Raw genomic sequence first — 23,941 nt, 5'->3', positions numbered from 1 at the left:
TGGCCCCTGGCGGGGTGGCTTGGAGGGGCAGCGCCCCTCCAACAGCGCGCCTGGGATCGCGGCGCACCGGGGCTCGCCCGCCGCCCATGATCTCTCGCCCCGTCGCCACCATCGGCGCCGCCGTCTTCATCATCGGCGCCACCACCACCCTGCCCATGCCGCTCTTCACCGCCTATGCCGCGCGCAGCGGCGGCGGCGCGGGCGGCCTGGCGCTCGCCTTCATCGTCTATGCGACGACGTTGATCATCACCGCTCCGCTGCTCGGTGGGTTGTCCGACCGGATCGGGCGCAAGCCGTGCCTGCTGGCCGCCATGGTCTTCGCGTTCCTGGCGACGACGGTGCTGACCATCGCCCCCGGCCTGCCGGCACTCGCCGTCGCGCGCATGTTCCAGGGCCTGGCGATCGGCCTGGTCGCCGGCGGCGCCACCGCCTGGGCGGCGGACCTGGCCGGCGGACCCGACGCCGGGCGCGTTGCGGCGCGAGTGACGGCCTTCGCCACGGCAGGGTCCTTCGCCACCGGCGGGCTCGCTACCCTCGCGGTGCTGTGGCTGGTCGGCGAGGTCGAGCCACCGGTCACCTTCTGGATCCACCTCGCCGCCATTGCCCTTCTGCTGCCGCTGGTCGCTCGGCTGCCCGACCGGGCACCCACGGCCCGCGTTGCCTGGCTGCGCATTCCGGCCTTCCCGCGCGGCACCGTCACGACGACCTTCGGCATGTTCGCCGCCTGGGGCGTGACGGGGGTAACGCTCAGCTCGGTGCCGGTGGCGCTGGCGGCGATGGGCCATCCGCGGCTCGGGCCGCTCGCGATCTGCTTCATGATCCTGGTCGGCACCGTCATGCAGCAGGCCATCGGGACGCTGCCGGCGCGACGCTCCTCGCTGATCGGCCTGCCGATCCTGGTCGTCGGCGCCGGCATGGTCCTGCTCGGCACGCTGGACGCCTCCGTGCCGTTGCTGCTGATGGGCGGGGCGCTGGTGGGCAGCGCGGCCTACGGCTTCCTGTTTGTCGGTGCGCTTGCCGCCGCGTCGGAAGCCGCGGCGGGCGGTGACCGGGCGCGTGCGGCGGCGGGGGTCTTCCTCGTCGCCCATGCCGGGTTCTGCGTGCCGCCGCTGCTGACCGGTCTCGCGGTCGATGCATTCGGCGCGCCGGCGGCGCTCAGCGTCTTCTGGGGCGGGACGGCGGCGCTGTGCCTGCTGCTCGGTGCTCTGCTGTTGCGCGCGCCGCGCTGATCCGCGCAGCATCGCCGCCATGGAACGCGTCGTCGTCTTCGATATCGAAACAGTGCCCGACCTGGCCGCCGGTCGTGCTCTGCTGGGTGAGGAAGCCGAGGGGCTGGCCGATGCCGCGCTGCGCGTGAAGCTCGGCGCCCGCTATGCGCGAGAGGGACAGGACCCGGCCACCACCTTCCTGAAGCCGCCGCTGCACGCGGTCGCCTGCCTCGCCTTGCTGGTCGCCGAACGCGACGGCGCCGAGGAACCCTGGCGCCCGCGCCGCATGGCGGCCCGGCATATCGGCGAGACCAGCGAGCCGGAGATCCTGGCGCTGTTCGAACGCACGCTGTCGCAGCGACCCGCGCCGATGCTGGCGGGCTTCAATACATCCGGTTTCGACCTGCCGGTGCTGCGGTATCGCGCGATCGCGACGGGCGTGGCGATGCCGTCGCTGAATGGTGGCAACGGTCGGGACTACGGCTATCGCTATGGGCGCGACCACATCGATCTGGCGGATCGCTTGTCGGGGTTCCGCGCCTCGCCGATGCCGTCCCTGGCGGAAGCCTGCGCGTTGCTCGGCCTGACCGCCAAGGCCGGCATGGATGGGTCCGAGGTGGAACCCGCCATGGCCGCCGGCCGCGGCGCCGAGGTCGCGGAATATTGCGAGACGGATGTGGCCGCGACCTGGCTGTTGCTGCTGCGCTTCTGGCAGGCGACCGGTGCGATGCCGCAGGACGCCGCCCGCGCCTCCTTCACCGCCTTCGCGACCTATCTGGAGGAACACCGCGCCGAGCCGCACCTGGCCGACCATGCCGAGACGGCGCTACGGCTGTCACGAGGATAGCCGCAGCGCCGCGCCGTAGCCTTCACGTCGCGTAGTCGGGTTCCTCGCGGTCCAGCACGCGGCGCCAGGCATCGAGGTGCAGCCGCGCATCCAGCTTGTCCCCCCACGCCCCGGTATGGTGCCGGCGCAACCCGTCCGGCAGCTTGTGCAGCGGCATCCCCGTCTGCATGGCGGTCATCTGGTACATGGTCGTGCGCTCGGCCATGTAGGTCTCGTCGAAGGCATCGTGCACGGTGGGGCCGACGACGGTCACGCCATGGCCGCGCATCACCATGATGGTCTTGTCGCCCATCAGCCGCGCGATGCGGTCGCCTTCCTCGTTGCTGTGCACGGGCTGGTCGCCCTCGCCGTCATAGACGGTGCGGTCGTTCAGCAGCAGCGAGTTGTGATGGGAGAGCGAGAATTCCGCACCCTCGATCATCGACAGCGCGGTCAGCCAGCGCGGATGGACATGCACCACGCACGTCGCCTTGGGGTTCGCCAGGTGGATGCGGCAATGGATGTGGAAGGCGACCTTGCGCAGCTCACCCTTGCCCTTCAGCACCTTCCCATCGAGGTCGCAGACGATCAGGTCGGAGGCGCGCAGTTCCTGGAACAGGTATCCGCGTGGGTTGATCAGGAACAGCGGCGTCTCGCTGTCCGGCAGCATCAGTGAATTGTGGTTGCCGATATGCTCGTTCCAGCCGAGCCGCGCGCCGATGCGGAACACCGCCGCCATGTCGCAGCGCAACGCCCATTCGCGTTCCTCCGCGCGGCTGTCGGTAAGGGAGTGGACCACATTCGCCATGGAAGCCTCCTGCCGGGACACGACAGGCTGGCATGAAGCGCGCGCGCCCGCCATCCGCGGATTGACGCGTCGCGGCACGCGGCGGAGGCTTTGTGCAGCGCGTTTCGAGGAGCCCCGCCATGTCGCCGCCACCACCCTTCGCGGAGCTGCCGATCACCGGCTATCTCGACCGCTTCTCGCACCGCCCGGGTGAGCGCTTCGACGCGCGCATCAGCGTGCGCGATGGTGGCCAGGCGCGGGCGAGGCTGGTGCGGGTGATCTCCGGCGACCCCAACCCGGCCGGGCCCGGGCTGCGCTTCGAGGATCTGTCGTACCGCTTCGATGTGACCTTCGAAGGGCGGCACCAGCCGATCCGGCTGGGGTCGCATGCGGTGGTGCCGCGGCCGCCGCGGCGGCAGGCCGGGCCGCTGACCTGGACCGCGCTGGTCTGGCTGGCGGTGCTGCCGCGTGATGCCGTAACGGTGATGAGCGAGACCGCGGACGGCGCCTGCGCCACGCTGTCGATCGGCCCGGAGGGCGTGACCGGCAGCATCACCGGGACGCAAGGCGCGGTGGTGGTGGCGACCGGCCGCGCGCCGGCGCCGCGCGGCTGGCATCGGCTTTGGCTCAGTGCCGATCCGGGCACGGGCCGCGTGGCCGTCGGCTCTGTGCCACTCTATGGTGGGGCCGAGGCCGTCGCGACCGCTGTCGTGGCGGGGCTGCGTCTGCCGTCCGGCGACGGGCGGCTGACCATCGCCGCCGATGCGACCGCAGGCGCGCACCTGACCGGCAAGATCGAGGACCCGGCGCTACTGGCAGGCTACCGCGACACCTGGCCACGGCCGGCGGCGACACTGGCGGATCTCGGCGCCGAGCTGATTGCCGGCTGGGATTTTTCCCGCGACATCCCGACCCAGCGCATCCTCGATGTCGGGGAGCAATCCTGCGACGGATACCTGGTGAATGTGCCGACCCGCGCGGTGGTCGGCGCGCGGTGGTCAGGGGCGGAGATGTGTTGGCGCCACGCGCCGCGCGACTATGGGGCGATCCACTTCCATGCCGATGACCTCGGCGATTGCGGGTGGCAGACCAGCGTCACCTTCACGGTACCGGATGACCTGCCGAGCGGCGCTTACGCGCTGCACCTGACCTGCATCGGTGGCGAGGACTGGCTGCCGCTGTATGTCCTGCCGCCGCGCGGCGTAGCACGGGCGCCGGTGGTGTTCCTGGCCTCCACCTTCACCTACCAGGCCTATGCCAACCATGCGCGCGGCAATGCCGATGCGGCGTATCGCGCGCGGGTTGCCGCCTGGGGCGCCTATCCGCACAACCCAGATGATTATCCGGTCTATGGGCGGTCGACCTACAACAAGCATCCGGATGGCAGCGGCATCGCCTTCTCGTCACGGCTGCGGCCGATCCTGACGATGCGGCCGGGCTTCCTGACCTTCAACGATGCGCGCGGATCGGGGCTGCGGCACTATCCGGCGGACACGCACCTGCTCGCCTGGATGGAGGCGAAGGGCATCGCCTTCGACGTCGTCACCGACGAGGACCTGCACGAGGAAGGTGCCGCACTGCTGAAGCCATACCAGGTGGTGCTGACCGGCTCGCATCCCGAATACCATACCTTGCAGACGCTCGATGCGCTGGCGGCCTACACGCGCGACGGCGGGCGGTTGATGTATCTCGGCGGCAATGGCTTCTACTGGCGCATCGCGGTGACGCAGACCCTGCCGGGCATGATGGAACTGCGTCGGTCCGAAGGCGGCATCCGCGCCTGGGCGGCGGAACCCGGCGAGTATTGGCACCAGACCGATGGCGCCTATGGCGGGCTATGGCGGCGCAACCGTCGGCCGCCGCAGATGCTGGCCGGCGTCGGCTTCTCCGGCCAGGGGCTTTTCGAGGGCACGCATTACCGCCTGCGGCCCGAAGCGCGCGACCCGCAGCATGCGTGGATCTTCGACGGCGTGACTGGCGAGACCTTCGGCGACTACGGCCTGTCCGGCGGCGGCGCAGCGGGTTTCGAGCTGGATCGTGCCGATTTCACGCTCGGCACGCCGGCGGGCACGGCGATCCTCGCGCGATCTGAGGACCCGCCATCCTCATTCGTCACCGTGCCGGAAGAACTGCTGTCCCACATCGCGACCATCAGCGGTGAAACGACGGAAGCGCTGAAGCGCGCCGAGATCGTGTATTTCGACACGCCGGGCGGCGGCGCCGTCTTCGCCACCGGTTCGATCACCTGGTGCGGCAGCCTGTGGCAGGATGGCGCATTCCGGGGCCCGGTCAGCCGCATCATGGAGAATGTGGTGGCGCGCTTCTCCATCCCATGACGATCAACCCCGTTGACACGTCGCCTCGCGCGTCGGACGCTTCCCTGCAACAGGGCTGTCACGCAGTATTCCGGGGGATTGGGCTATGAAGCGCTCTCGTCTTGCGTCCTCGTTCCTGGCGGTGGGTCTCGCCCTGCCGGCGGCGGCCATCGCAGCCCCGTTCGAATGTCCCTCGCGCGGCGGCGACATCGTCTTCGGGCAGGAAGCGAATGTGAATTCGCTGGACCAGATGACGTCCACGACGATCTCGACCCGCAACATCGCGATGAACATGTACGAATCGCTGATGACGCGCAGCGAGGACAACCAACCCATCCTCGAACTCGCGGAGAGCATGGAGGAATCGGGCGACGGCCTGACCTACACCTTCCGGCTGCGCCAGGGCGTCACCTTCCACAACGGCAAACCCCTGACCTCGGCCGATGTCGCGGCCTCCTTCAACCGCTACAACCGCATCGGGATCCAGCGCAGCACGCTCGACAACGTGGCGGGCTGGGATACGCCGGATCCGCGCACCTTCATCATCCGCATGAAGCAGGTGCAGCCGACCTTCATCGAGGCTCTATCCTCCTTCTCGGTTCCCATCGTCATCATTCCCTCCGAGCACGAGAATGACGAGCGGCAGCAGTTGCGCGCCGTCGGCACCGGGCCGTTCCGCCTGCTGGAGTTCGTCCCGGGCAGCCATGCGCGGCTCGGCCGCTTCGACGGATACCAGCCCAACACCGCCTTCGAGCAGCGCACCGGCTTCGGCGGGTATCGCGTGGCCTGCGTGGACACCGTCACCTTCCGCATCGTGACGGAAGCCTCGGCCCGCGTCGCGGGGCTGGAAACCGGCGCCTTGCAGGCCGTCGAGGACGTGCCGACGCGCTCGCTCGACACGCTGCGCCGCAACAGCGCCATCACCATCCTGCCGCTGCAGAACTGGTGGATCCAGATCGCGCTGCCCAATACGTCCATCCCGCCGACCAACAACCTCGCCTTCCGCCGCGCGGTGCAGGCCGCGCTCGGCATGGAAGACATCATGGATGCGGCGACGGACGGGAATTACCGGCTGAATGTCGGCTTCCAGTTTCCGGGCCGGCCATCCTACACCGATGCGGGCAAGGAGACGTACAACATCAACGATCAGGCGCGCGCGCGCGCCCTTTTGCGTGAATCCGGGTATCGCAACGAGCCGATCATCCTGCTGACCAACCGCGACTATCCGCCGATGTACAACGCGGCACTGGTCATGCAACAGCAGCTGCGCGCGGTCGGCATCAACGCCAACCTGCGGGTGGTGGACTGGCCGACCTCGGTGCAGATGTCGCAGCGCGTGAACAGCGACGAATGGCATTTCTTCCATACCGGTTGGGGAACGCAGCCAGCCCTTGGCGCGCTGGCGACGATGCAGTTCCTGGTGTCGCCCAATGCCGCCTATCGCCCGCGCGACGAGCGCGACGACCCGGAGGTGCTGGCGCTGTGGAACGCGATGAACAACGAGCGCTCCGCGGAAGCGCGCCAGGCGGCCTACGCGAATATGCAGCGGATGGTCCTCGAACGCGCCTATGCCCTGCCCTTCGGATCGCTGACCAAGGTGCAGGCGGTGCGGTCCAACGTGCAGGGCTTCGTGCCCTTCCGCATCCCGCGCTTCTCCAACGTGTGGGTGCAGCGATAACATCATGATCGGGGTCGCTTTCCGCCGCCTGCTGAGCGCGATCCCGGTTCTCCTCATCGTCAGCCTGATCACCTTCGGGCTGATGCGCCTGATCCCGGGCGATCCGGCGGCGGCGATCGCCGGCGTGGCCGCCACCCCGGCGCAAATCGAACAGCTGCGCCGCGACCTCGGTCTCGACCAGCCTCTGCATATGCAATTGCTCGACTACTATCAGGGCCTGATGCGGGGCGATCTCGGGCGGTCGCTGCTGCTCGGCAAGGGCGTCTTCGCCGCGACGATGGAACGACTGCCGGTCACCATCGGGCTGTCCCTGTTCGCGCTGGTCTTCACCCTGCTGATCGGCATCGCCAGCGGTATCGTCGCGGCGCTGCGGCAGAATTCCTGGATCGACCAGGCGGCGATGATGTTCGCCATGATCGGGATCAGCGTGCCGAACTTCTTCCTCGGCCTGCTGATGATCATCCTATTCGCGGTGCATCTGGGCTGGCTGCCATCGGGTGGCTATGTCGCCTTCGGCGATGACCCGGTCGGGTGGCTGCGCAGCATGACGATGCCGGCCTTCTCGCTAGCGCTGCTGCAGGCGGGGCTGCTGGCGCGCATCACGCGGTCGTCGATGCTGGAGGTGCTGCGCCAGGACTACATCCGCACCGCGCGCGCCAAGGGCCTGTCGCAGCGCAAGGTGGTGTTGAAGCATGCGCTGTCCAACGCGCTGATCCCCATCGTCACGGTCGTCGGCATCATCGTCTCCCTGCTGCTGTCCGGTGCCGTGGTGACGGAGGCGCTGTTCTCCATCCCCGGCATGGGGCAGTTGCTGACGCAGGCGGTGCTGTCGCGCGACTACCCGATGGTGCAGGGGGGCTTGCTGCTGGTGACGACCTTCCTGGTGATGGTGAACATCACCGTCGATGTTCTCTACGCCGTGCTCGACCCGCGGGTGCGCTATGAGTGAGCTTCCAGACGCCGAAGGCATCGCGCTGAAGCGCGAGCACCCCGCGCGCGCCGCGCTGCGGCGGCTGTTCCATCATCGGCTTTTCGTCACCGGCCTGTTCCTGTTCAGCATCGTCGCCGGCATCGCGGCCGCCGCACCCTGGATCACCGACATCGACCCGCAGCGGCTGTCGATGCGCAACAAGTTCCTCTCGCCCAGCGAGACCTGGATCTTCGGCACCGACAATTTCGGCCGGTCCTTGTGGTCGCGCGTGGTGTGGGGGGCGCAGCTGTCGATGATCATCGGCGCCTCGGTCGTGGCACTGAACGCGGTGTTCGGCACGCTGATCGGCGCGGCGGCGGGGTATTTCCGCAGGCTCGACAATGCGCTGATGCGGGTGAACGACGCGCTGATGGCCTTCCCGGCGATCCTGCTGGCGATCGCGGTGACATCCGTGCTCGGCCCGTCCACGCTGAACGTCATCCTCGCCTTGTCCATCGTCTACATCCCCCGCACGGCGCGCATCGTGCGGTCATCGGTGATCGTGCTGCGGGAGATGGAATACGTGCAGGCGGCGGTCGCCGCCGGCGCGGGGCATTGGCGCATCCTGCGCCACCATATCCTGCCCAACGCCATGGCGCCGATGATCGTGCAACTGTCCTTCCTGTTCGCCTATGCGGTGTTGTCGGAAGCGACGCTGTCCTTCCTTGGCGTCGGTGCGGTGCCGCCCACGCCGACCTGGGGCAACATCATGGCCGAGGGGCGCGACTTCATGCGCGAGGCGCCCTGGATCATCACCATCCCCGGCGTGATGCTGATGATCACGGTGATGGGGCTCAACCTTCTCGGCGACGGGCTGCGCGACGTGCTCGACCCGCGCCTGCGGATCCAGCAGTGAATCTTCTCGAAGTCCGCGGCCTCACCACCGCCTTCATGACCGGCCGGGGCGAGGTGAACGCCATCGAGGATGTTTCCTTCGCACTGAAGGAAGGCGAGATCCTCGGCATCGTCGGTGAATCCGGTTCCGGCAAGTCGGTCACCGCGCTGACCATCATGGACCTGCTGCCCAAGCCACCGGCCCGTGTCGCGTCCGGTGAGGTCCACTTCAGCGGCCAGCGCCTGACCGGCCTGTCCGACCGCCAGATGCAGTCGATCCGCGGTCCCGGGATCTCGATGATCTTCCAGGAGCCGATGACCTCGCTGAACCCGGTCTTCTCGATCGGCGACCAGATCATGGAGACCATCGCCGCCCATGAACGGCTGTCGCAAGCCGATCTGCGAAAACGCGCCGTCACCATGCTGGACAAGGTCGGCATCCCCTCCGCATCGCGCCGGCTGGACGACTACCCGCACCAGATGTCCGGCGGCCAGCGCCAGCGCGTGATGATCGCCATGGCTCTCGCCTGCAATCCGAAGCTGCTGATCGCCGATGAACCGACCACCGCGCTCGACGTGACTATCCAGGCGCAGATCCTCGACCTGCTGATGGACCTGCGCGACGAGTTCGGCATGGGTGTCATCATCATCACCCACAACATGGGCGTGATTGCCGAGACGGCCGACCGCGTACTGGTCATGTATGCCGGCCGCGTCATCGAGGAAGCGCCCGTGGCGCAGATCTTCGACCGTCCGCTGCACCCCTACACCCGCGGCCTGCTGGAATGCGTGCCCTCGCTGACCGAGGACAAGCCCCGCCTGGTCGCCATTCCCGGCACCTTGCCCGAACCGGCACGCCGCCCGCCCGGTTGCCGCTTCGGCCCGCGCTGTGCCCATGCGCTGCCATCCTGCTCGGCGGCGATTCCACTGCTCGAGTCCCTCGAACCCGCCCACGCCGCCGCCTGCTTCCGCGCGAAGGAACTGGCATGAGCGCCCCGCTGATCGAGGCGACCGCGCTTTCCAAGCATTTCGAGGTCGGCGGCGGCGGGCTGTTCGGGCTGCGAAAGCCCGCCTTGCTGCGCGCGGTCGACGATGTCTCCTTCACCATCACGGCCGGCGAGACGCTCGGCCTGGTCGGTGAATCCGGCTGCGGCAAATCGACGCTCGGCCGGCTGCTGCTGCGGCTGATCGAACCGTCCTCCGGCCGCGTCGCCTTCGATGGCAACGAGATCACCGGCATCGGCCGGGCGGAGATGCGCGGCTACCGCCGGTCCATGCAGATCATCTTCCAGGATCCCTATGGCGCGCTGAACCCACGCATGTCGGTCGAGGACATCATCGCCGAGCCACTGCTGATCCACGGCGCGCGCATGAATGCCGAGACGCGCACCAAGGTGGCGCAGATGCTCGACAAGGTTGGCCTGCCGGCGCGCGCGCTGGACCGCTTCCCGCATGAATTCTCCGGCGGCCAGCGCCAACGCATCGGCATCGCCCGCGCGCTGGTGCTGCATCCACGGTTGATCGTGTGCGACGAAGCCGTCTCCGCGCTCGATGTCTCGGTCCAGGCGCAGATCGTCAACCTGCTGCAGGACCTGCAGCGGGAAATGGGGCTGACCTACCTGTTCATCGCGCATGACCTGTCCGTGGTGCGCCACATCTCCGACCGCGTCGCGGTGATGTATCTCGGCAAAATGGTCGAGGTCGCGGACAAGGCGACGATCTACGCCGCGCCACGGCATCCCTATACCCAGGCGCTGATCGCCGCGGTGCCGGCGCAGCACCCGGCGCAGCGTTCGCGCGGCAAGCGGCAGCGCATCGTCGGTGACATTCCCTCCGCGCTGAACCCGCCCTCCGGCTGCCGTTTCCACACGCGCTGCCCGCACGTCATGCTGGTCTGCCGCGAAACGGCCCCGCCGCTGCGCGAAACAGCACCCGGCCACCAGGTCGCCTGTCATCTGACCGAACTCTGAGGAACGCCATGCCAGAACCACGAAAGTCCCGCCTGGTCCCGGAAGTGGACTTCGCGAAGGACGGCAAGCAGACCGGCTTCATCCGCCTGTTCCATTCCACGCATGACAGCGCCTACGGCTTCCTGCCCATCCCGATCGTGGTGGTGAAGAACGGAGAAGGGCCGACAGCCTTTTTCTCCGCCGGCAACCATGGCGATGAATACGAAGGCCAGATCGCCGTCACCAACCTCATCAAGTGGCTGCAGCCGGAGATGATCCGCGGCCGCGTCATCCTGCTGCCGATGGCGAACTACCCCGCCGCCCTGGTCGGGCGGCGCGTCTCGCCGATCGACGACGTGAACATGAACCGCGTCTTCCCCGGGGATGTGGACGGCACGGTGACGCGGCAGATCGCGCATTTCATCGACAGCGAGATCATCCCGCTCGCCGACCTGGTGATCGACCTGCATTCGGGCGGCTCCTCGCTGAACTACATCCCGACCGCGCTCGCCAAGCAGTCCGCCGATCCGGCGCTATACCAGAAGCAATTGGCCGCGCTGCGGGCCTTCGGCGCGCCCTACACCTATATCCAGGGCGGCGCGCAGGGGCAGGGCGGCGACCAGACGCTCGGCGCCGGGGCGGACCGGCGCGGCAGCATCGCGCTCGGCACCGAACTCGGCGGCGCGGGTGCGGTGAATGCCTCGGGCCTCGCGATAGCCGAGCGTGGTTTGCGCAACCTCCTGGTTCATCTGGGCATCCTCGGCCGGGAACACTGGGTCGAACCGCCCGTGGCGACGCGCTTTCTCGATGTGCGCGGCCCCGAAATGTATGTCTATGCGCCGGAAAACGGCGTCTTCGAACCATTGGTCGAACTGGGCGACACGGTGGCCATCGGCACCCCGGCCGCGCGCATCCATGTTCCCGAAACGCCTTGGCTGCCGCCGGTCGAGATCGCCTTCAAGGCGGCCGGCATCGTCATGTGCAAGCGCATCCCCGCGCGCACAAAGCGGGGCGATTGCCTGTTCCACCTCGCAAACGACCTCGCCGTCTGACCCCTTGCGGCGGGACCGTGGGGCGTGTTCAAGCCCCGTGGTGACCGCACGCCACCACGCCGCCTTCACCATCGCGCCCGACCATCCTGCGCTCCCGGGCCATTTCCCGGGCCGCCCGATCGTGCCCGGCGTGGTCCTGCTGGACCAGGCGATCGCCGCGGCGCGTGACGGCTTCGGGCTGGGCCCGGCCATCGCCCTGCCGCGCGTGAAGTTCGCCGCGCCCGTCCTGCCGGGCCAGCGTGTCGACATTGCCCTGGACCGGCTCGATCCCGGCCGCATCACCTTCACCTGCTCCGTCGACGGTCGTGCCGTCGCGACCGGCGAACTGCGCATCGCCCCATGACCGCGCCCGCCGCCTGGACACGCGTGCCCGAACGCGGTGGTGGCGCGCTGCTGCGGCTGATCGCGTCCATCGCGCTCGGCCTGGGCTGGCATGTCGGCTATGCGCTGCTGCATCCGATCACGCTGTTCTACCTCGCAACCTCGCCGGCGGCACAGAAGCGGGCGGTGCGGCGGTACCTGGCTCGCGCGCTCGGCCGGGATGCCGCCTGGCGGGACCTCTGGCGGCTGTATTTCTGTTTCGCCGCGGCCCTGCTCGACCGCGTCTTCCTGCTCACCGGGCGCACCGCCGGGTTCCGGGTCGAAATCGAAGGCCTGGACCTGTTGAAGGTGTCGGCGGAGGCACGCCAGGGCGTCGTGCTGCTCGGCGCCCATATGGGTTCCTTCGAGGCGCTGCGCGCAGTCGGTGGCGCCGGCGCGCCGGTCGAAGTGCGCATGCTGATGCACGCATCACCCGGCGGCGCCGCCGATGCGCTGTTCGACAGCCTGGACCCAACCCGCGCCGCGTCGGTCATCCGCCTCGGCCAGCCGCAGGCGATGCTGGAAGCGCGGGAGGCCCTGGACCGTGGCGGCGTCATCGGCCTGCTGGCCGATCGTGCGCCGCGCGGCGAACGCATGCTCGCCACCCCCTTCCTGGGCACCGATGCGCCCTTCCCCGGCGGGCCGATGACGCTGGCCGCCATCCTGCACGCGCCGGTGGTGCTCGGGTTCGGGCTGTGGCTCGGTCCACGCCACTACAGGCTGCGCTTCGAATCCTTCGCCGAGGCGATCGACCTGCCGCGTGCAACGCGGGAAGCGGCGCTGCGTTCCTGGCTCGATCGCTACGCGGCCAGGCTCGGCGAGATCTGCCGCGCGCATCCCTACAACTGGTTCAATTTCTACGATTTCTGGCAGGAAGACCCGTGATCCGCCGCGCTGCATTGATCGCCCTTCTGCTGTTGCCCACCGCCGCGCGGGCGCAGGATGCGATGCCGCAGGTCATGGCGGCCCTCGCCGCCAACCGCGACAGCCGCGCGACCTTCGTCGAGGAAAAGGAACTTCCCGAACTCGACCGCCCGCTCACCGCGCGCGGAACCCTCGCCTGGCATGCGCCGGACCGGCTGGAGAAGCGCACCACCGAACCCTTCGAGGAACGCCTGCTGGTCGAGGGCGACCGCATGCTGCTGGAACGCCCCGATCGCGGCGTCCGGCAGGAACTGGCGCTCGACACCGCGCCCGAGATCCGCCCGCTGGTTGAAGCCATCCGCGCCACCCATGCCGGCGACGCCGCCACGCTGCGCACCTATTTCCGGATCGATTTCTCGGGCGACCCTGAGCGCTGGCGCATGGTGCTGACGCCGCTGTCGGTACGCGTGCTCGCCGCCGTGCAGCGTATCACGATCGAAGGCGAGGGCGGCGCCGTGCTGATGGTGGAAACGCAAGGCCGCGAGGGCCGCAGCCGCATGACGGTGACGCCGGCCCGATGACCCGCTTGCTGCGCTTCCTGCCGCTGCTGCTGGCGCTGGCGGTGCTCAGCGCCGCCTTCCCGCTGGCGCTGCGCACGGTGACGCTGCGCAGCGACATCGCGGATTTCCTACCCGATTCGCGCTCCCCCGAAGCCGCCTTCCTGCTGCGCGAATTGCGCGAGGGTGCGGCAACGCGCCTGCTGATAGCCGGCATCGAGGGCGCCCCGGCGCCCGATCTCGCGCGCATCTCCCGGGCCATCGCGACGGCGCTGGACGCCAGCGGGCAATTCGCGGTCGTCGCCATTGGCGCGCCGCGTCTCGAGGATGGCGAAGCCACGCTGCTGTTTGCCCATCGCTACGCGCTGTCGCCGGCCGCGACGCCCGATGCCTTCACCCAGGCCGCCCTGCACGGGTCTTTCGAAACCCTGCTCGACGGCCTGCGCTCCTCGGCCGAGCCGCTGCTGCGCCGCTTCGGTTTCGCCGACCCGACCGGCGCCTTCATCGCGATGCTGCGCGGCTGGTCGGCCGATGCGCGCATCGCGACCGAGAACGGCGTCTGGATGGCGCCCGGACCGCGCGCGCTGATCCTGGCGCAGACGCGTGCGGCCGGCCTCGACGTCGTCGCGCAGCAGCACGCCGCCGAGGCCTTCCGCACCGCCTTCGCCGCCGCCGACGCGCCGCACGGCGCGCGGTTGCTGCTGTCCGGCCCCGGCGTTTTCGCAGCGGAAGCGGCGGCGGCGGTGCGCGCCGATGTGAAGCTCGTCTCGACGCTGTCCTTCCTGCTGGTCGCCGCCTTCCTGTTCTGGCGCTACCGGTCACCGATCATGCTGGCGGTGGTGGCCGTGCCGCTCGCCGTCGGCACGCTGGCCGGGCTCGTCGTGGTGGATGCGGTGTTCGGGCATGTGCATGGCGCGGCCCTCGGCTTCGGCATGACGATGCTGGGCGTCTGCGACGATTATCCGATCCTGCTGGTGACCAATCGCGCGCCGGGCGAGACCCTGCGCCGGACGGCGCGGCGGATTTGGCCGACCTTGCGCCTCGCGACCGTCGCCGCGGTGGCGGGGCTGGTGCCGATGCTGGCCTCGGGGTTTCCGGGCCTCGCCCAGCTCGGGCTGTTCGCGGCCTCGGGGCTGGCGGGCGCGGCACTGTCCACGCGCTTTCTCCTGCCTACGCTGCTGCCGCCCGAAGGACTACCGGTGCGACCGCTGCCCGAACGCGCCGCGCATCTGCTGCTGCGGCTGCCGGCCGGGCGCGGGGTGGTCCTGGCGGGGCTGGCGCTGGTCGCCGCCGCCCTGGCCCTGGCTGGCGGGCCGCGCCTGGCCCGCGACATCGCCGATCTCTCGCCCGTACCGGAAGCGGTGCGAAACCTCGACGGCGAACTGCGCCGCCAGATCGCCGCGCCGGATGTGCGCGTGCTGCTGTCCGTCGCCGGCGCGGATGCGGAGGCGGTACTGCGCGCCTCGGAGGCCACCGCGGCCACGCTGCTCGCCTCCGGCGCCGTGGATGGGATCGACCACCCCGCGCGCTACCTGCCGAGTGCCGCGACGCAGCGCGCGCGCCTCGCTGCCCTGCCCGACGACGCGACGCTCGCCGCGCGTGTCGAGGCCGCGCGTGCCGGCCTGCCGTTCCGCGCCAGCGCCTTCGCCCCCTTCCTGGACAGCATGGCCGAGGCGCGCCGCCTGCCGCCGTTGACACCGGCCGACCTGCGCGGCGCCCCGTTGCTCGCCGCGCGCCTGTCGCCGCTGCTGCGCCAGGACAGCGACGGCTGGCGCGCCATCCTGCTGCCCGAGGGCATTCGCGACATCGCCGCGCTGCGCGCCGCCGCCGCGACGATCCCCGGCCTGCTGCTGGTGGACATCAAGGCGGAGACGGAGGCGCTGCTCGACCAGGGCATCGGCATCGCGTTGCGCTGGGGGGCGGTCGGCGGCGTGCTGGTGCTTTTGCTGCTCGGTGCCGGGCGTGGCCTGGCTGGGGGGCTGCGCATCGCCCTGGCGCTGTGCGGCGCCCTGCTGTTGACCTTTGCCGCGCTCGATGCGCTCGGCGAACAGATCACCGTCTTCCATCTGACAGCGGCACTCTTGCTGGCCGGCGTCGGCATGGACTATGCCCTGTTCATCTCGCGCACGGGCGAGGAAGAACCCGAGGACGCCGCCCGCGCGCTTGGCGCCGTCATCACCTGCATGGTCACGACATTGCTCACCTTCGGTCTTCTCGCGCTGTGCCGCACGCCGGTGCTGCACGCGACGGGCCTGACCGTCTGCATCGGCGTCGCGTCGGCCTTCCTGCTCGCCTGTGCGCTGGCACCACGGCGCGCCGACCCATGACCCCCTACCGCATCACCGCCATCACCGTCGCCAGCGCGATGGGCACCGGCATGGCGGCAACGCGGGACGCGCTGCGGGCGCGCCGCGGCGGGCTGCGCCCCTGCGACCTGCCGGCCATGCCCGACGGCATCTGGATCGGCCGCGTGACGGATGCCGAGGCGATCGACCTGCCCGCGCCGTTCGCCGCCTTCGCCTGCCGCAACAACCGCCTGGCGGAACTGGCCCTGCGCCAGGATGATTTCATGGCGGCGGTTGAAACCGCCAAGGCCCGCCACGGCGCGGCACGCGTCGCGGTGGTGCTCGGCACCTCCACCTCCGGCATCGAGGAGACGGAGCGCGCCTGGCTGCGGCGCCGCGCCGATGGCGCGCTGCCGCCCTACGACTTCGCGCGCACCCACGACCTGCACGCATTGCCGCGCTACCTGCGCGCGCGCCTCGGGCTCGCTGGTCCCTGCGTTTCGATCTCCACGGCCTGTACCTCGGGCGCGCGATCCTTCCTTGATGCGGTGGCATTGGTCGAGGCCGGTTTCGCCGATGCCGCGGTAGTCGGCGGCGCGGATACGCTGTGCCGGCTGACGCTGCACGGCTTCGGCTCGCTGGAACTGCTGGCACAGGGGCCCACGCGCCCATGCGCCGAGGATCGCGACGGCATCAGCATCGGCGAGGCCGCCGCCTTCGCACTGATCGAACGCGCCAGGCCGGATGATGCTGGCCGCATCGGCCTGCTTGGCGCCGGCGCGTCGTCGGATGGGCATCACATGTCCTCCCCGCATCCGGAAGGGCATGGCGCGGTGACGGCGATGCGCGCCGCACTCGACAGCGCGGGGCTGGCGCCGGACGCCGTCGACTACGTGAACATGCACGGCACCGGAACGCGCGCGAATGACGCCATGGAAGACCGCGCCATCGCGCGCATCTTCGGCGACACGGTGCCGTGTTCGTCCACCAAGGGCTGGACCGGCCACACGCTCGGCGCCTCCGGCGCGCTGGAAGCGGGGATCGCCGCGATCTGCGTCGAGGATGGGCTGGTGCCGGGGTGCCTGGGTGTCGGTCGCGTCGATCCGGCTTTCGGCGCCGGCGTCCTGGTGAACAACCGGCAGGCGCGGGTCGATCGCGTGCTGTCCAATTCCTTCGGCTTCGGCGGCAGCAACTGCGCGCTGGTGATCGGGCGCATCCCGTGACGCCCGCCATCGGCATCGCCGGCATCGGCCTGCTCGGTCCGGGGCTGGACGGCTGGGCGGCGGCGCAGCCGGTGCTGGCAGGCCTCGCGCCGTTCAATCCCGCGCCGGTGACGCCACCGGTGCCCGGCCTGCTGCCGGCCACGGAACGCCGCCGCACCGGCCCGTCGGTGCGCCTGGCGCTCGCCGTCGCGGCCGAGGCGGTGCAGGCGAGCGGCCTGCCGCCGGAGGAGCTCGACACCGTCTTCGCCAGCTCGAACGGCGAAGCCCAGGTGATCGTCTCCATCCTCGAGGCGCTGCACGCACCGGATGGGGCGATCTCGCCGACCCAGTTCCACAATTCAGTGCACAACGCGGCGGCGGGGTATTGGGGGATCGCGGTCGGGTCTGCGCGCCCCTCGGTCAGCCTGGGCGGGCACGACTTCGTCTTCGCGACCGGGCTGATGCAGGCCGCCGCGCAGGTGGTGACGCAGCGCGCGCCGGTGCTGTTCGTCGCCCATGACGTGCCGTTGCCGCCGCCGCTGCGGGCATTGCGGCCCGGCGACGGGTCCTTCGCCGCCGCCTTCGTGCTGGTGCCCGGCGACGCCGGGCATGGCACGCTGCGGATCGGGCACGCGGCGGAGGGCCCGGCCGCCGACCCGCCCTTGCGGCCCGCATTCGACGCCATCCGCGCGAGCAATCCGGCCGCCCGCGCGCTACCGCTGCTGACGGCGCTGGCCGCGCGGCAACCCGCGACGTTGCGCCTCATGCTGCCCGAGGCGGCCGCGCTCGACATCCTGATCGCGCCGTGACCGGCCTGCCCGACAGCCGCGCCGCGATTGCCCGGCTGGTGCCGCACCAGGGGGCAATGTGCCTGCTCGACCGCGTCGAGGTCTGCGACGCTGCGCGCATCGCCTGCACCGCCGCGACCCATCGCGACCCGCATCACCCGCTGCGCCGCGGCGACATGCTGCCGGCCGTCTGCGGGCTGGAATATGCGCTGCAGGCGATGGCGCTACACGGCGCCTTGTCCGATGGCGAGCCACAGGGGCCCGGCTTCGTCGCGGCCCTGTCGGGCGTGGTCATGAACGCCGAGCGGCTGGACGCGGTGGCCGGCGACCTCCACATCACCGCCACGGCGCTGGCGCGGGAAAGTCGTGGCTTCATCTACGGGTTCGACATCAGCGGCGACGGCCAGATGCTGCTGTCGGGCCGCGCAACGATCGTGCTGGCATAGCGCGCCTGCGGTCGACGGCGCTCGCGCAAGCCGCTCGGATATTGTGTTCGAGCGCGTATCTTCCCGCGACCGGCGGATTCCCGTCAGGCGCGATCGGCCCCAGAGGGTGGCGATGACACAGCGGTTGCTCGCGGAGAGGGGCTCTGCCCCGCTCCGGACCTCTCCCCGCCAAAGGCCGGTGGGTCTTTGGAAACCCATACCGGGCACGGTGGCCCATCGGTCGCGCCACCATATCAGCTCCGTCCGCCGCCCGCGGCGCCAGGGATCGGCATTCCAAAGGCCCCCTGGCCTTTGGTGGGGTGGTCCGGAGGGGCAAGGCCCCTCCGGTTCCGCGCTGCCCGCCCGATGACGCGCCGCCTCGGCATCCTCCTCGAATCCGGCGGCCATGCCCGCGGCCACTACGCCCTGGTCGTTGCTGCCGGGGCCGCGGCCCTGGGGCGCGCCGTGACGCTTTTCGCCACCAACCGCGGTTGCCTGCTGCTGGCCGAATCCTGCCCCCTGCTGGACGACCCGCGGGAGGTGGCGATCATCGCGCGCGGGGTCGCGGGCATCGCCACGCTGCTCGAAGCCTGCGCCGAACTGGGCGTCCGGCGCATCGCCTGCGAGGCAGGGCTGAAGGCGGAGGACCTGGGCAGCCTCGTCCTTGCCCCGGGGGTCGAGGTGGCAGGGATTGCAACGTTTCTGGATGCAGTCGGGGACGGACAGGTCATTACCCTGTAGCGCGGCGCTTGACCCGACAACGGCGCGGGGTGGACAGAAGAAGCCATGACGGAACTCCTCCGCCCCGGTCTCGTGGCGCTCGCCTTGCTCGGCGCGCTGCCTGCCGCCGCGCAAAGCTCCCTCGGCGGGGCAGGCAGCCTGCCGCCACCACAGCGCCCCGGCGGCAGCGCGCCTGCCGCACCGACAGCGCCGACGTCGCCGGCAACGCCGGCCCGTCCGCCGGTGGCCAGCGCACCCCGCGCGGCCACGCCGCCGGCGCCACGCCTGACGACGCCGCAGGCTGCCCCCGTGGTGCGCCCGCCGAACCGGCCCGATGCGCGCCCGCGCACCGCCCCCGCGACCCAGGCCACCCGGCCGCCCGCCGCCAATCGGGGCCGTGCTGCGGCAGGGGCCGCCGCGGGTGCCGGGGCCGCCGCCGGCGCGGCCGCGCGCCCCGCGGAGCCGGTGCAGCCCGCACCCGAACCACAGCCCTCGACCGGCTCGGTGACCGGCCTGGCGCTGCCGCGCTTCGCCGCCCTGCGGTCGGATGAGGTGAACCTGCGCACCGGCCCGGGCACGCGTTTTCCGATCGAATGGACCTATCAACGGCGCGAATTGCCGGTGGAGATCACCCGGGAATTCGAATTGTGGCGCCGCATCCGCGACCCGGAGGGCACCGAGGGCTGGGTTCATCAATCGACCCTGATGGGCCGCCGCAGCGCGATCGTGCGCGGCGCCCCGGGCACCGAGGTGGCGTTGCGCCGCCGGGCGGAGGATGACGCGACGGCGGTCGCCAGGCTGCGCCCCGGCGTGGTGGTCCGGCTGCGCCTGTGCGAGGCGCGCAGCCCCTGGTGCGAGGCGCAGGCCGGCGATTATCGCGGCTATATCCGCCGCGCCGAGGTCTGGGGCGTGCTGCCGGATGAGGAAGTGAAATAGGCCGCGCCCCTTGCGTCCACGCCGCCTGATTCGGGCATTGCCGGACGAGCATCTTCACGCGTTCGGATAATTCCATCCGGACGCAATCTGCTCTAGCTTTCCGCCATGCCCGACGACACGCCCATCCCAGCGATCCATGACCTCGGCGGCGCGGCGCGCTTCCACTGCACGCCAGTTGAACATGACGAGGCCCCGCCCGACGCCTTCGGCAAGAAGGTCGATGCGCTGCGCCAGATCCTCGCGCAGAAGGGCCTGATGACGGTGGATGAACTTCGACGTGGCATCGAGAGCATCCCGGAGGGCGAATATTTCGCCCTCGGCTATTACGAGCGCTGGCTGCGGTCGATCGCCCTTCTGATGGTGGAGAAGGGGCAGGTCGAGGAAGGTGCGCTGCGATGAGCGAGACCCCCCGCTTCGCCCCTGGTGCCGCCGTGCGCGTGAAGGATGACTGGCCCGAACGCCGCGGCCCCTGCCACATCCGCACGCCGCACTACATCCGTGGCCGCACCGGCACGGTGGTGCGCCCGCTCGGCGTCTTCGCGAACCCCGAGGACCTCGCCTTCGCCCGGCCTGCGCCGAAGCGCACGCTGTACCATGTGCTGTTCGCGCAGGAACCGATCTGGCACGAGGGCAAGCCCGCCGACACCGTGATGGTGGAAGTCTTCGAACACTGGCTCGAGGAAGCCTGACCATGGCAGCCCCCCCGCGCCCCGACAGCATCGCCCTGCTCGACCGGCTGGTGGCGGCGCTTGAAGCCAAGGGCATCGTGACCGAGGCCGAGATCGCCGCGCGCCAGGCGAGCACCGACAAGGCCAGCCCGGAGACCGGCGCGCGCATGGTCGCGAAGGCCTGGACCGACCCGGCCTATCGCGCCCTGCTGCTGTCCGACGGCAAGGCGGCCGCCGAGCAGATGGGCGTGTCGATGGCCGGCGCGCCGCCGCTCGGCGTGCTGGAGAACACGCCGGGGCGGCATCACCTGGTCGTCTGCACCCTGTGCTCCTGCTACCCGCGCGCCGTGCTGGGCTATCCGCCCAACTGGTACAAATCCTTCGCCTACCGGTCCCGCGCAGTGCGCGAACCGCGCCAGGTGTTGGCCGAATGGGGGCTGAACCTGCCCGACAGCGTCGAGATCCGCGTCGTGGACAGCACCGCGGATTACCGCTGGATGGTTCTGCCGATGCGCCCGGCGGGGACCGAGGGCTGGGACGAGGCGCGGCTCGCCGCCCTCGTCACGCGGGATTCGCTGGTCGGCGTCGCGGTGCCCGCCGCCGGCTGATCAGGCTGGCGCCGAGGCATCCTCGGCCGACGGCGATGCAGCCTCCACCGGCGGTTCGGCCGGCGGATCGTCGCCCACCTGCACCGTGACATCGACGGTCAGGCCGAGGAAATCGTCGGCATCGCCGAAATACCCGCCGCCGACTGGCACGGCCTGTTCGGGTGTGCGCGTCGCGCCCACGCGGATCAGGTTCTCGCCGGCAACGAGCCCGTTGGTCGGATCGTATTCCACCCAGCCCGCGCCTGGCACGTAGACCGCGCACCAGGCATGGGTGGCGCCGCCGCCGACCGCGCCCTCGCCGTTGTCCTCATAGAGGTAGCCGGTGACGAAGCGCGCCGCGAGGCCGAGGCTGCGCGCCGCCTCCATCATCAGCAGCGTGAAATCGCGGCAGGCGCCGCGCCCGGTCTCCAGCGTGACGACGGGGGTGTTGGTGCCCTCCGCATCGCGGCCCTCATAGGTGAATTCGTCGCGGATGGCGCGCGTCATCGCCTCCAGCATCGGCAGGGTGTGGGTCGCTTCCCCCTGCGCGAGGAAACGCCGAGCCCAGGCATCCACGCGCCGCTGCGGATCGGGCAGATGCCGTTCGCGCAGGCGCGCGACGTCCGGTGCTTCCTCCGCGCCGTAGGAGAAGGGGAAGACCTCGACCGCCGGATCCAGCGTCGCCAGCGGTAACTCGGGTCCGGCCGGATAGTGGGTGAGGTCGAGCTTCGAGATGATCTCGAGATGGTCCGTCGTCGCATCCGGTGCCCAATCCATCAGGCAGACCGAATTGCCGAAAACGTCATGCGCCCAGCGCGTGACCATCGGCGTCGGCGAGACCGAGAGCGTCGCGTCGTGCAGGCGCAGATCATGGCTGTCGCGCGGGCGCACCATCAGACGGTGCTGCGTCAACCCGACCGGATTGCGATACTCATAGCGTGTCAGGTGGCGGATACGAACGCGGGCCATGTCGGCAGATTCCCCGGGGAAAGCGGTACGGCCGGGTCGCCCCGGCCGCCAGCCATCCTAGCGCGAAATGCCGCCGATGGTTTCACGCCATCCGCGGCGCAGCGTTCAGGCCGCGCCGTAGATGAAGACCGGCATGGGCTGGGTGTCGTCCACCACGGACTTCACGCCGGGCACGTTCTCGGCCAGCACGCGCAGTGCCTTCTGCACCACGTCGGACCGGCGGAAGCCGTGGAAGGTGACGACGCCGGCATTCACCTCGACCATGGTGTAGAAGGTGTCCGTCCAAGGCTCCTTCTTCATCGCGGCCATCACCGCGCGGCGGACGCGTTCGTCGGACAGTTCCGCGTCCTCATGCGCGGGTGCCACCAGCGCGCGCAACAGGTCGGCGCGGCTGACGATGCCCTTCAGCTTGTCGCCGTCCAGCACCACGACGCGGCGGATCTTCTGTTCCTCCATCATGTGGGCGATGTGCGCGGCGGTGGTGTCGGGGCCAACCGTCACGACCTTTTCCGTCATCAGATCCTTTGCCGTCACGCCGTGAGTGCGGGCAAAGCGTTCGGCCTGGCTCGCCGGGTCGGCGAACAGCGCGCCGAACCAGGAGGTCGGCTTGTCTTCCTCACCCGCCAGGCGTCGGATCAGGTCAGCCTCGGTGACGATGCCGAGCACCGCGCCGGCGGGGTCCACCACGGGAACGGCGGAAATGCCGCGATCGGCGAGCAGGCGTGCCATGGCCATCACCGGGGTCTCCGGCGGCACGGTCACGACATCAGGGGTCATCAGATCGCGGGCGGTCAGGCCAGGCATGACTTCTTCCTCCAGGGCTCAGTGACGGCAGAATGCCGGGGAGAATGGCGTCCGGCCTTGCGCCAGATCAACGGCGGGGGCTTAAAGGAATTGCCGCTCCCCGCTATCAGGCTGGTTCGGTTCAAGAATTCGGAGGAACAAAAACATGTCCGGGATTTCACGTCGGAGCATCGTGGCCGCCGCAGCCGGAACGCTCGCCCTGCCGGGGCTGGCCCGCGCGCAGGCGGCGCAGCAGCTTGCCATCGCCACCGGCACGACCGGCGGCGTCTATTATCCGCTTGGCGGCGCGCTGGCGAACTACCTGTCGCGCGGCATCCCGGGGATGAGCGCCACGGTCGAGGTGACCGGCGGGTCGGTCGCCAACATGCAGCTGCTGGGTGCCAACCGCGTCGGCATCTCCATCACCCAGGTCGATGCGGCGGTCGATGCGCTGCGCGGCAATGACCGCTTCCGCGGCCGCCCGGTGCCGGCGCGCGCCATCGCGGTGCTGTATACCAACCGCATGCAGGTGGTGACCGTGGCCTCCACCGGCATCCGGTCCATCCAGGATCTCAAGGGCAAGCGCATTTCCACCGGCGCGCCGGGTTCGGCGACCGAGGTGATGGCCTTCCGGCTGATCGAAGGCGCGGGCCTGGACCGCGAGAAGGACTTCCGTGCGCGCGAACGGCTTTCCCCCGCCGAGAGCACCAACGCGATCAAGGACGGCAAGCTCGACGCGTATTTCTTCGTCTCGGGCGTGCCGACCAGCGCGATCACCGACCTGGGTGCGACGCCTGGCGTGCAGATCGTGCTGATCGACCACGACCAGTACATCCCGCGCATCACCGAGAAATACGGCCCCGTCTATTTCCCCGAGGTCATTCCCGCCGGCACCTATCCGGGCCAGACGACGCCGAACAAGCAGATGTCGGTCGGCAACATCATGGCGGTGCGGGACGACATGCCCGCCGCGCTGGTGACGCAGATCCTGCAGATCACCTGGGGCAACCGGGAGGATTGGGCACGCGTGCATTCGGCGGCGCGGGACTTCGTGCTGGATGGGCAGAAGACCGCCGCGGCAGGCATTCCCTGGCATCCCGCGGCCGAGGCGTTCTGGAAGGGGCAGGGCGCGACGCTCTGACCGGGAGACGGAGGGGGCCTTGCCCCCTCCGGACCAC

Annotated in this window: 25 protein-coding genes; 22 read left to right on the top strand and 3 right to left on the bottom strand. The window is 70.2% G+C overall.

Annotated elements, in window-relative coordinates; all coding sequences use genetic code 11:
* Positions 1 to 86: 86 nt before the first annotated feature.
* Together AAFN86_RS06005 and AAFN86_RS06000 are read left to right on the top strand one after the other, a co-directional pair.
* A complete protein-coding gene (locus tag AAFN86_RS06005; protein ID WP_347542328.1) occupies positions 87 to 1,229 on the top strand; it encodes an MFS transporter in 1,143 nt (380 codons plus the stop codon).
* A gap of 19 nt (positions 1,230 to 1,248) precedes the next feature.
* Positions 1,249 to 2,055, top strand: coding sequence for a 3'-5' exonuclease (locus tag AAFN86_RS06000; RefSeq protein ID WP_347542327.1), 807 nt, complete (start codon positions 1,249 to 1,251; stop codon positions 2,053 to 2,055).
* A 22-nt stretch (positions 2,056 to 2,077) separates the two neighbouring features.
* Here AAFN86_RS06000 and AAFN86_RS05995 read toward each other — a convergent pair whose 3' ends face one another.
* Entirely contained in the window at positions 2,078 to 2,842 is a 765-nt protein-coding gene (locus AAFN86_RS05995) for a class II aldolase/adducin family protein (protein WP_347542326.1), read from the bottom strand.
* A gap of 119 nt (positions 2,843 to 2,961) precedes the next feature.
* On the opposite strand from AAFN86_RS05995, the gene AAFN86_RS05990 reads away from it, so the two are divergent.
* From AAFN86_RS05990 to AAFN86_RS05900, 19 genes are all read left to right on the top strand, one after another.
* The gene (locus AAFN86_RS05990) at positions 2,962 to 5,157 is read left to right on the top strand and encodes a N,N-dimethylformamidase beta subunit family domain-containing protein (RefSeq protein WP_347542325.1); all 2,196 of its coding nucleotides are present in this window, start codon (positions 2,962 to 2,964) and stop codon (positions 5,155 to 5,157) included.
* Between the two features lie 85 nt (positions 5,158 to 5,242).
* The gene (locus AAFN86_RS05985) at positions 5,243 to 6,814 is read left to right on the top strand and encodes an ABC transporter substrate-binding protein (protein WP_347542324.1); all 1,572 of its coding nucleotides are present in this window, start codon (positions 5,243 to 5,245) and stop codon (positions 6,812 to 6,814) included.
* A gap of 4 nt (positions 6,815 to 6,818) precedes the next feature.
* A complete protein-coding gene (locus AAFN86_RS05980) occupies positions 6,819 to 7,763 on the top strand; it encodes an ABC transporter permease (RefSeq protein ID WP_347542322.1) in 945 nt (314 codons plus the stop codon).
* The gene (locus AAFN86_RS05975) at positions 7,756 to 8,640 is read left to right on the top strand and encodes an ABC transporter permease (RefSeq protein WP_347542320.1); all 885 of its coding nucleotides are present in this window, start codon (positions 7,756 to 7,758) and stop codon (positions 8,638 to 8,640) included. Before AAFN86_RS05980 ends, AAFN86_RS05975 begins: the two co-directional genes overlap by 8 nt.
* 35 nt (positions 8,641 to 8,675) lie before the next feature.
* Positions 8,676 to 9,608 (top strand): ABC transporter ATP-binding protein, encoded by a 933-nt coding sequence (locus AAFN86_RS05970; RefSeq protein WP_408906588.1) that lies wholly within the window; start codon positions 8,676 to 8,678, stop codon positions 9,606 to 9,608.
* Positions 9,605 to 10,588 carry a dipeptide ABC transporter ATP-binding protein gene (locus tag AAFN86_RS05965; protein ID WP_347542318.1) on the top strand — a complete coding sequence of 328 codons (984 nt, stop codon included), beginning with the start codon at positions 9,605 to 9,607 and terminating at the stop codon, positions 10,586 to 10,588. The genes AAFN86_RS05970 and AAFN86_RS05965 overlap by 4 nt, the downstream gene beginning before the upstream one ends.
* Positions 10,589 to 10,596: 8 nt before the next feature.
* A complete protein-coding gene (locus AAFN86_RS05960; RefSeq protein WP_347542317.1) occupies positions 10,597 to 11,619 on the top strand; it encodes a succinylglutamate desuccinylase/aspartoacylase family protein in 1,023 nt (340 codons plus the stop codon).
* A 40-nt stretch (positions 11,620 to 11,659) separates the two neighbouring features.
* Entirely contained in the window at positions 11,660 to 11,962 is a 303-nt protein-coding gene (locus AAFN86_RS05955; protein WP_347542316.1) for a hypothetical protein, read from the top strand.
* The gene (locus AAFN86_RS05950) at positions 11,959 to 12,864 is read left to right on the top strand and encodes a hypothetical protein (protein ID WP_347542314.1); all 906 of its coding nucleotides are present in this window, start codon (positions 11,959 to 11,961) and stop codon (positions 12,862 to 12,864) included. The genes AAFN86_RS05955 and AAFN86_RS05950 overlap by 4 nt, the downstream gene beginning before the upstream one ends.
* Positions 12,861 to 13,424 (top strand): LolA-related protein, encoded by a 564-nt coding sequence (locus AAFN86_RS05945; protein WP_347542313.1) that lies wholly within the window; start codon positions 12,861 to 12,863, stop codon positions 13,422 to 13,424. Before AAFN86_RS05950 ends, AAFN86_RS05945 begins: the two co-directional genes overlap by 4 nt.
* Complete coding sequence (locus tag AAFN86_RS05940; protein ID WP_347542312.1) at positions 13,421 to 15,727, top strand: MMPL family transporter; 2,307 nt, start codon at positions 13,421 to 13,423, stop codon at positions 15,725 to 15,727. The genes AAFN86_RS05945 and AAFN86_RS05940 overlap by 4 nt, the downstream gene beginning before the upstream one ends.
* Complete coding sequence (locus AAFN86_RS05935) at positions 15,724 to 16,908, top strand: beta-ketoacyl-[acyl-carrier-protein] synthase family protein (protein ID WP_347542311.1); 1,185 nt, start codon at positions 15,724 to 15,726, stop codon at positions 16,906 to 16,908. The genes AAFN86_RS05940 and AAFN86_RS05935 overlap by 4 nt, the downstream gene beginning before the upstream one ends.
* A complete protein-coding gene (locus tag AAFN86_RS05930; RefSeq protein WP_347542310.1) occupies positions 16,905 to 17,696 on the top strand; it encodes a beta-ketoacyl synthase chain length factor in 792 nt (263 codons plus the stop codon). Before AAFN86_RS05935 ends, AAFN86_RS05930 begins: the two co-directional genes overlap by 4 nt.
* A complete protein-coding gene (locus AAFN86_RS05925) occupies positions 17,693 to 18,121 on the top strand; it encodes a phosphotransferase (protein ID WP_347542309.1) in 429 nt (142 codons plus the stop codon). The genes AAFN86_RS05930 and AAFN86_RS05925 overlap by 4 nt, the downstream gene beginning before the upstream one ends.
* A 345-nt stretch (positions 18,122 to 18,466) precedes the next feature.
* Complete coding sequence (locus tag AAFN86_RS05920) at positions 18,467 to 18,841, top strand: hypothetical protein (protein WP_347542308.1); 375 nt, start codon at positions 18,467 to 18,469, stop codon at positions 18,839 to 18,841.
* A 45-nt stretch (positions 18,842 to 18,886) separates the two neighbouring features.
* A complete protein-coding gene (locus tag AAFN86_RS05915; RefSeq protein WP_347542307.1) occupies positions 18,887 to 19,756 on the top strand; it encodes an SH3 domain-containing protein in 870 nt (289 codons plus the stop codon).
* Positions 19,757 to 19,861: 105 nt separating this feature from the next.
* Positions 19,862 to 20,155: a nitrile hydratase gene (locus AAFN86_RS05910; protein WP_347542306.1), complete on the top strand. Its 294-nt coding sequence runs from the start codon at positions 19,862 to 19,864 to the stop codon at positions 20,153 to 20,155.
* A complete protein-coding gene (locus AAFN86_RS05905; protein ID WP_347542304.1) occupies positions 20,152 to 20,445 on the top strand; it encodes an SH3-like domain-containing protein in 294 nt (97 codons plus the stop codon). Before AAFN86_RS05910 ends, AAFN86_RS05905 begins: the two co-directional genes overlap by 4 nt.
* A 2-nt stretch (positions 20,446 to 20,447) precedes the next feature.
* Positions 20,448 to 21,032, top strand: a complete 585-nt coding sequence (locus AAFN86_RS05900; RefSeq protein ID WP_347542303.1) for a nitrile hydratase subunit alpha — start codon at positions 20,448 to 20,450, stop codon at positions 21,030 to 21,032.
* Here AAFN86_RS05900 and AAFN86_RS05895 read toward each other — a convergent pair whose 3' ends face one another.
* On the bottom strand, positions 21,033 to 21,980 hold the full coding sequence (locus AAFN86_RS05895) for a transglutaminase family protein (RefSeq protein ID WP_347542302.1): 948 nt from the start codon (positions 21,978 to 21,980) through the stop codon (positions 21,033 to 21,035).
* A 105-nt stretch (positions 21,981 to 22,085) separates the two neighbouring features.
* On the bottom strand, positions 22,086 to 22,784 hold the full coding sequence (locus tag AAFN86_RS05890) for a CBS domain-containing protein (RefSeq protein ID WP_347542301.1): 699 nt from the start codon (positions 22,782 to 22,784) through the stop codon (positions 22,086 to 22,088).
* Positions 22,785 to 22,929: 145 nt separating this feature from the next.
* Here AAFN86_RS05890 and AAFN86_RS05885 point away from each other — a divergent pair, with 145 nt between their 5' ends.
* The gene (locus AAFN86_RS05885) at positions 22,930 to 23,904 is read left to right on the top strand and encodes a TAXI family TRAP transporter solute-binding subunit (protein WP_347542300.1); all 975 of its coding nucleotides are present in this window, start codon (positions 22,930 to 22,932) and stop codon (positions 23,902 to 23,904) included.
* The last annotated feature ends 37 nt before the right edge of the window (positions 23,905 to 23,941 follow it).

Source organism: Roseomonas sp. CAU 1739, assembly GCF_039839775.1.
GTDB lineage: Bacteria > Pseudomonadota > Alphaproteobacteria > Acetobacterales > Acetobacteraceae > Neoroseomonas.
This window is presented reverse-complemented; position numbering and strand designations above follow the sequence as displayed.

What these genes read in the sequence shown, in the direction of transcription:
- AAFN86_RS06005 (WP_347542328.1), top strand. Translation starts at nt 87, where the DNA reads ATGATCTCTCGCCCCGTCGCCACCATCGGCGCCGCCGTCTTCATCATC.
- AAFN86_RS05935 (WP_347542311.1), top strand. Translation starts at nt 15,724, where the DNA reads ATGACCCCCTACCGCATCACCGCCATCACCGTCGCCAGCGCGATGGGC.
- AAFN86_RS05980 (WP_347542322.1), top strand. Translation starts at nt 6,819, where the DNA reads ATGATCGGGGTCGCTTTCCGCCGCCTGCTGAGCGCGATCCCGGTTCTC.
- AAFN86_RS05920 (WP_347542308.1), top strand. Translation starts at nt 18,467, where the DNA reads ATGACGCGCCGCCTCGGCATCCTCCTCGAATCCGGCGGCCATGCCCGC.
- AAFN86_RS05985 (WP_347542324.1), top strand. Translation starts at nt 5,243, where the DNA reads ATGAAGCGCTCTCGTCTTGCGTCCTCGTTCCTGGCGGTGGGTCTCGCC.
- AAFN86_RS05915 (WP_347542307.1), top strand. Translation starts at nt 18,887, where the DNA reads ATGACGGAACTCCTCCGCCCCGGTCTCGTGGCGCTCGCCTTGCTCGGC.
- AAFN86_RS05910 (WP_347542306.1), top strand. Translation starts at nt 19,862, where the DNA reads ATGCCCGACGACACGCCCATCCCAGCGATCCATGACCTCGGCGGCGCG.
- AAFN86_RS05900 (WP_347542303.1), top strand. Translation starts at nt 20,448, where the DNA reads ATGGCAGCCCCCCCGCGCCCCGACAGCATCGCCCTGCTCGACCGGCTG.
- AAFN86_RS05905 (WP_347542304.1), top strand. Translation starts at nt 20,152, where the DNA reads ATGAGCGAGACCCCCCGCTTCGCCCCTGGTGCCGCCGTGCGCGTGAAG.
- AAFN86_RS06000 (WP_347542327.1), top strand. Translation starts at nt 1,249, where the DNA reads ATGGAACGCGTCGTCGTCTTCGATATCGAAACAGTGCCCGACCTGGCC.
- AAFN86_RS05885 (WP_347542300.1), top strand. Translation starts at nt 22,930, where the DNA reads ATGTCCGGGATTTCACGTCGGAGCATCGTGGCCGCCGCAGCCGGAACG.
- AAFN86_RS05895 (WP_347542302.1), bottom strand. Translation starts at nt 21,980, where the DNA reads ATGGCCCGCGTTCGTATCCGCCACCTGACACGCTATGAGTATCGCAAT.
- AAFN86_RS05975 (WP_347542320.1), top strand. Translation starts at nt 7,756, where the DNA reads ATGAGTGAGCTTCCAGACGCCGAAGGCATCGCGCTGAAGCGCGAGCAC.
- AAFN86_RS05940 (WP_347542312.1), top strand. Translation starts at nt 13,421, where the DNA reads ATGACCCGCTTGCTGCGCTTCCTGCCGCTGCTGCTGGCGCTGGCGGTG.
- AAFN86_RS05990 (WP_347542325.1), top strand. Translation starts at nt 2,962, where the DNA reads ATGTCGCCGCCACCACCCTTCGCGGAGCTGCCGATCACCGGCTATCTC.
- AAFN86_RS05950 (WP_347542314.1), top strand. Translation starts at nt 11,959, where the DNA reads ATGACCGCGCCCGCCGCCTGGACACGCGTGCCCGAACGCGGTGGTGGC.
- AAFN86_RS05890 (WP_347542301.1), bottom strand. Translation starts at nt 22,784, where the DNA reads ATGCCTGGCCTGACCGCCCGCGATCTGATGACCCCTGATGTCGTGACC.
- AAFN86_RS05960 (WP_347542317.1), top strand. Translation starts at nt 10,597, where the DNA reads ATGCCAGAACCACGAAAGTCCCGCCTGGTCCCGGAAGTGGACTTCGCG.
- AAFN86_RS05995 (WP_347542326.1), bottom strand. Translation starts at nt 2,842, where the DNA reads ATGGCGAATGTGGTCCACTCCCTTACCGACAGCCGCGCGGAGGAACGC.
- AAFN86_RS05965 (WP_347542318.1), top strand. Translation starts at nt 9,605, where the DNA reads ATGAGCGCCCCGCTGATCGAGGCGACCGCGCTTTCCAAGCATTTCGAG.
- AAFN86_RS05970 (WP_408906588.1), top strand. Translation starts at nt 8,676, where the DNA reads ATGACCGGCCGGGGCGAGGTGAACGCCATCGAGGATGTTTCCTTCGCA.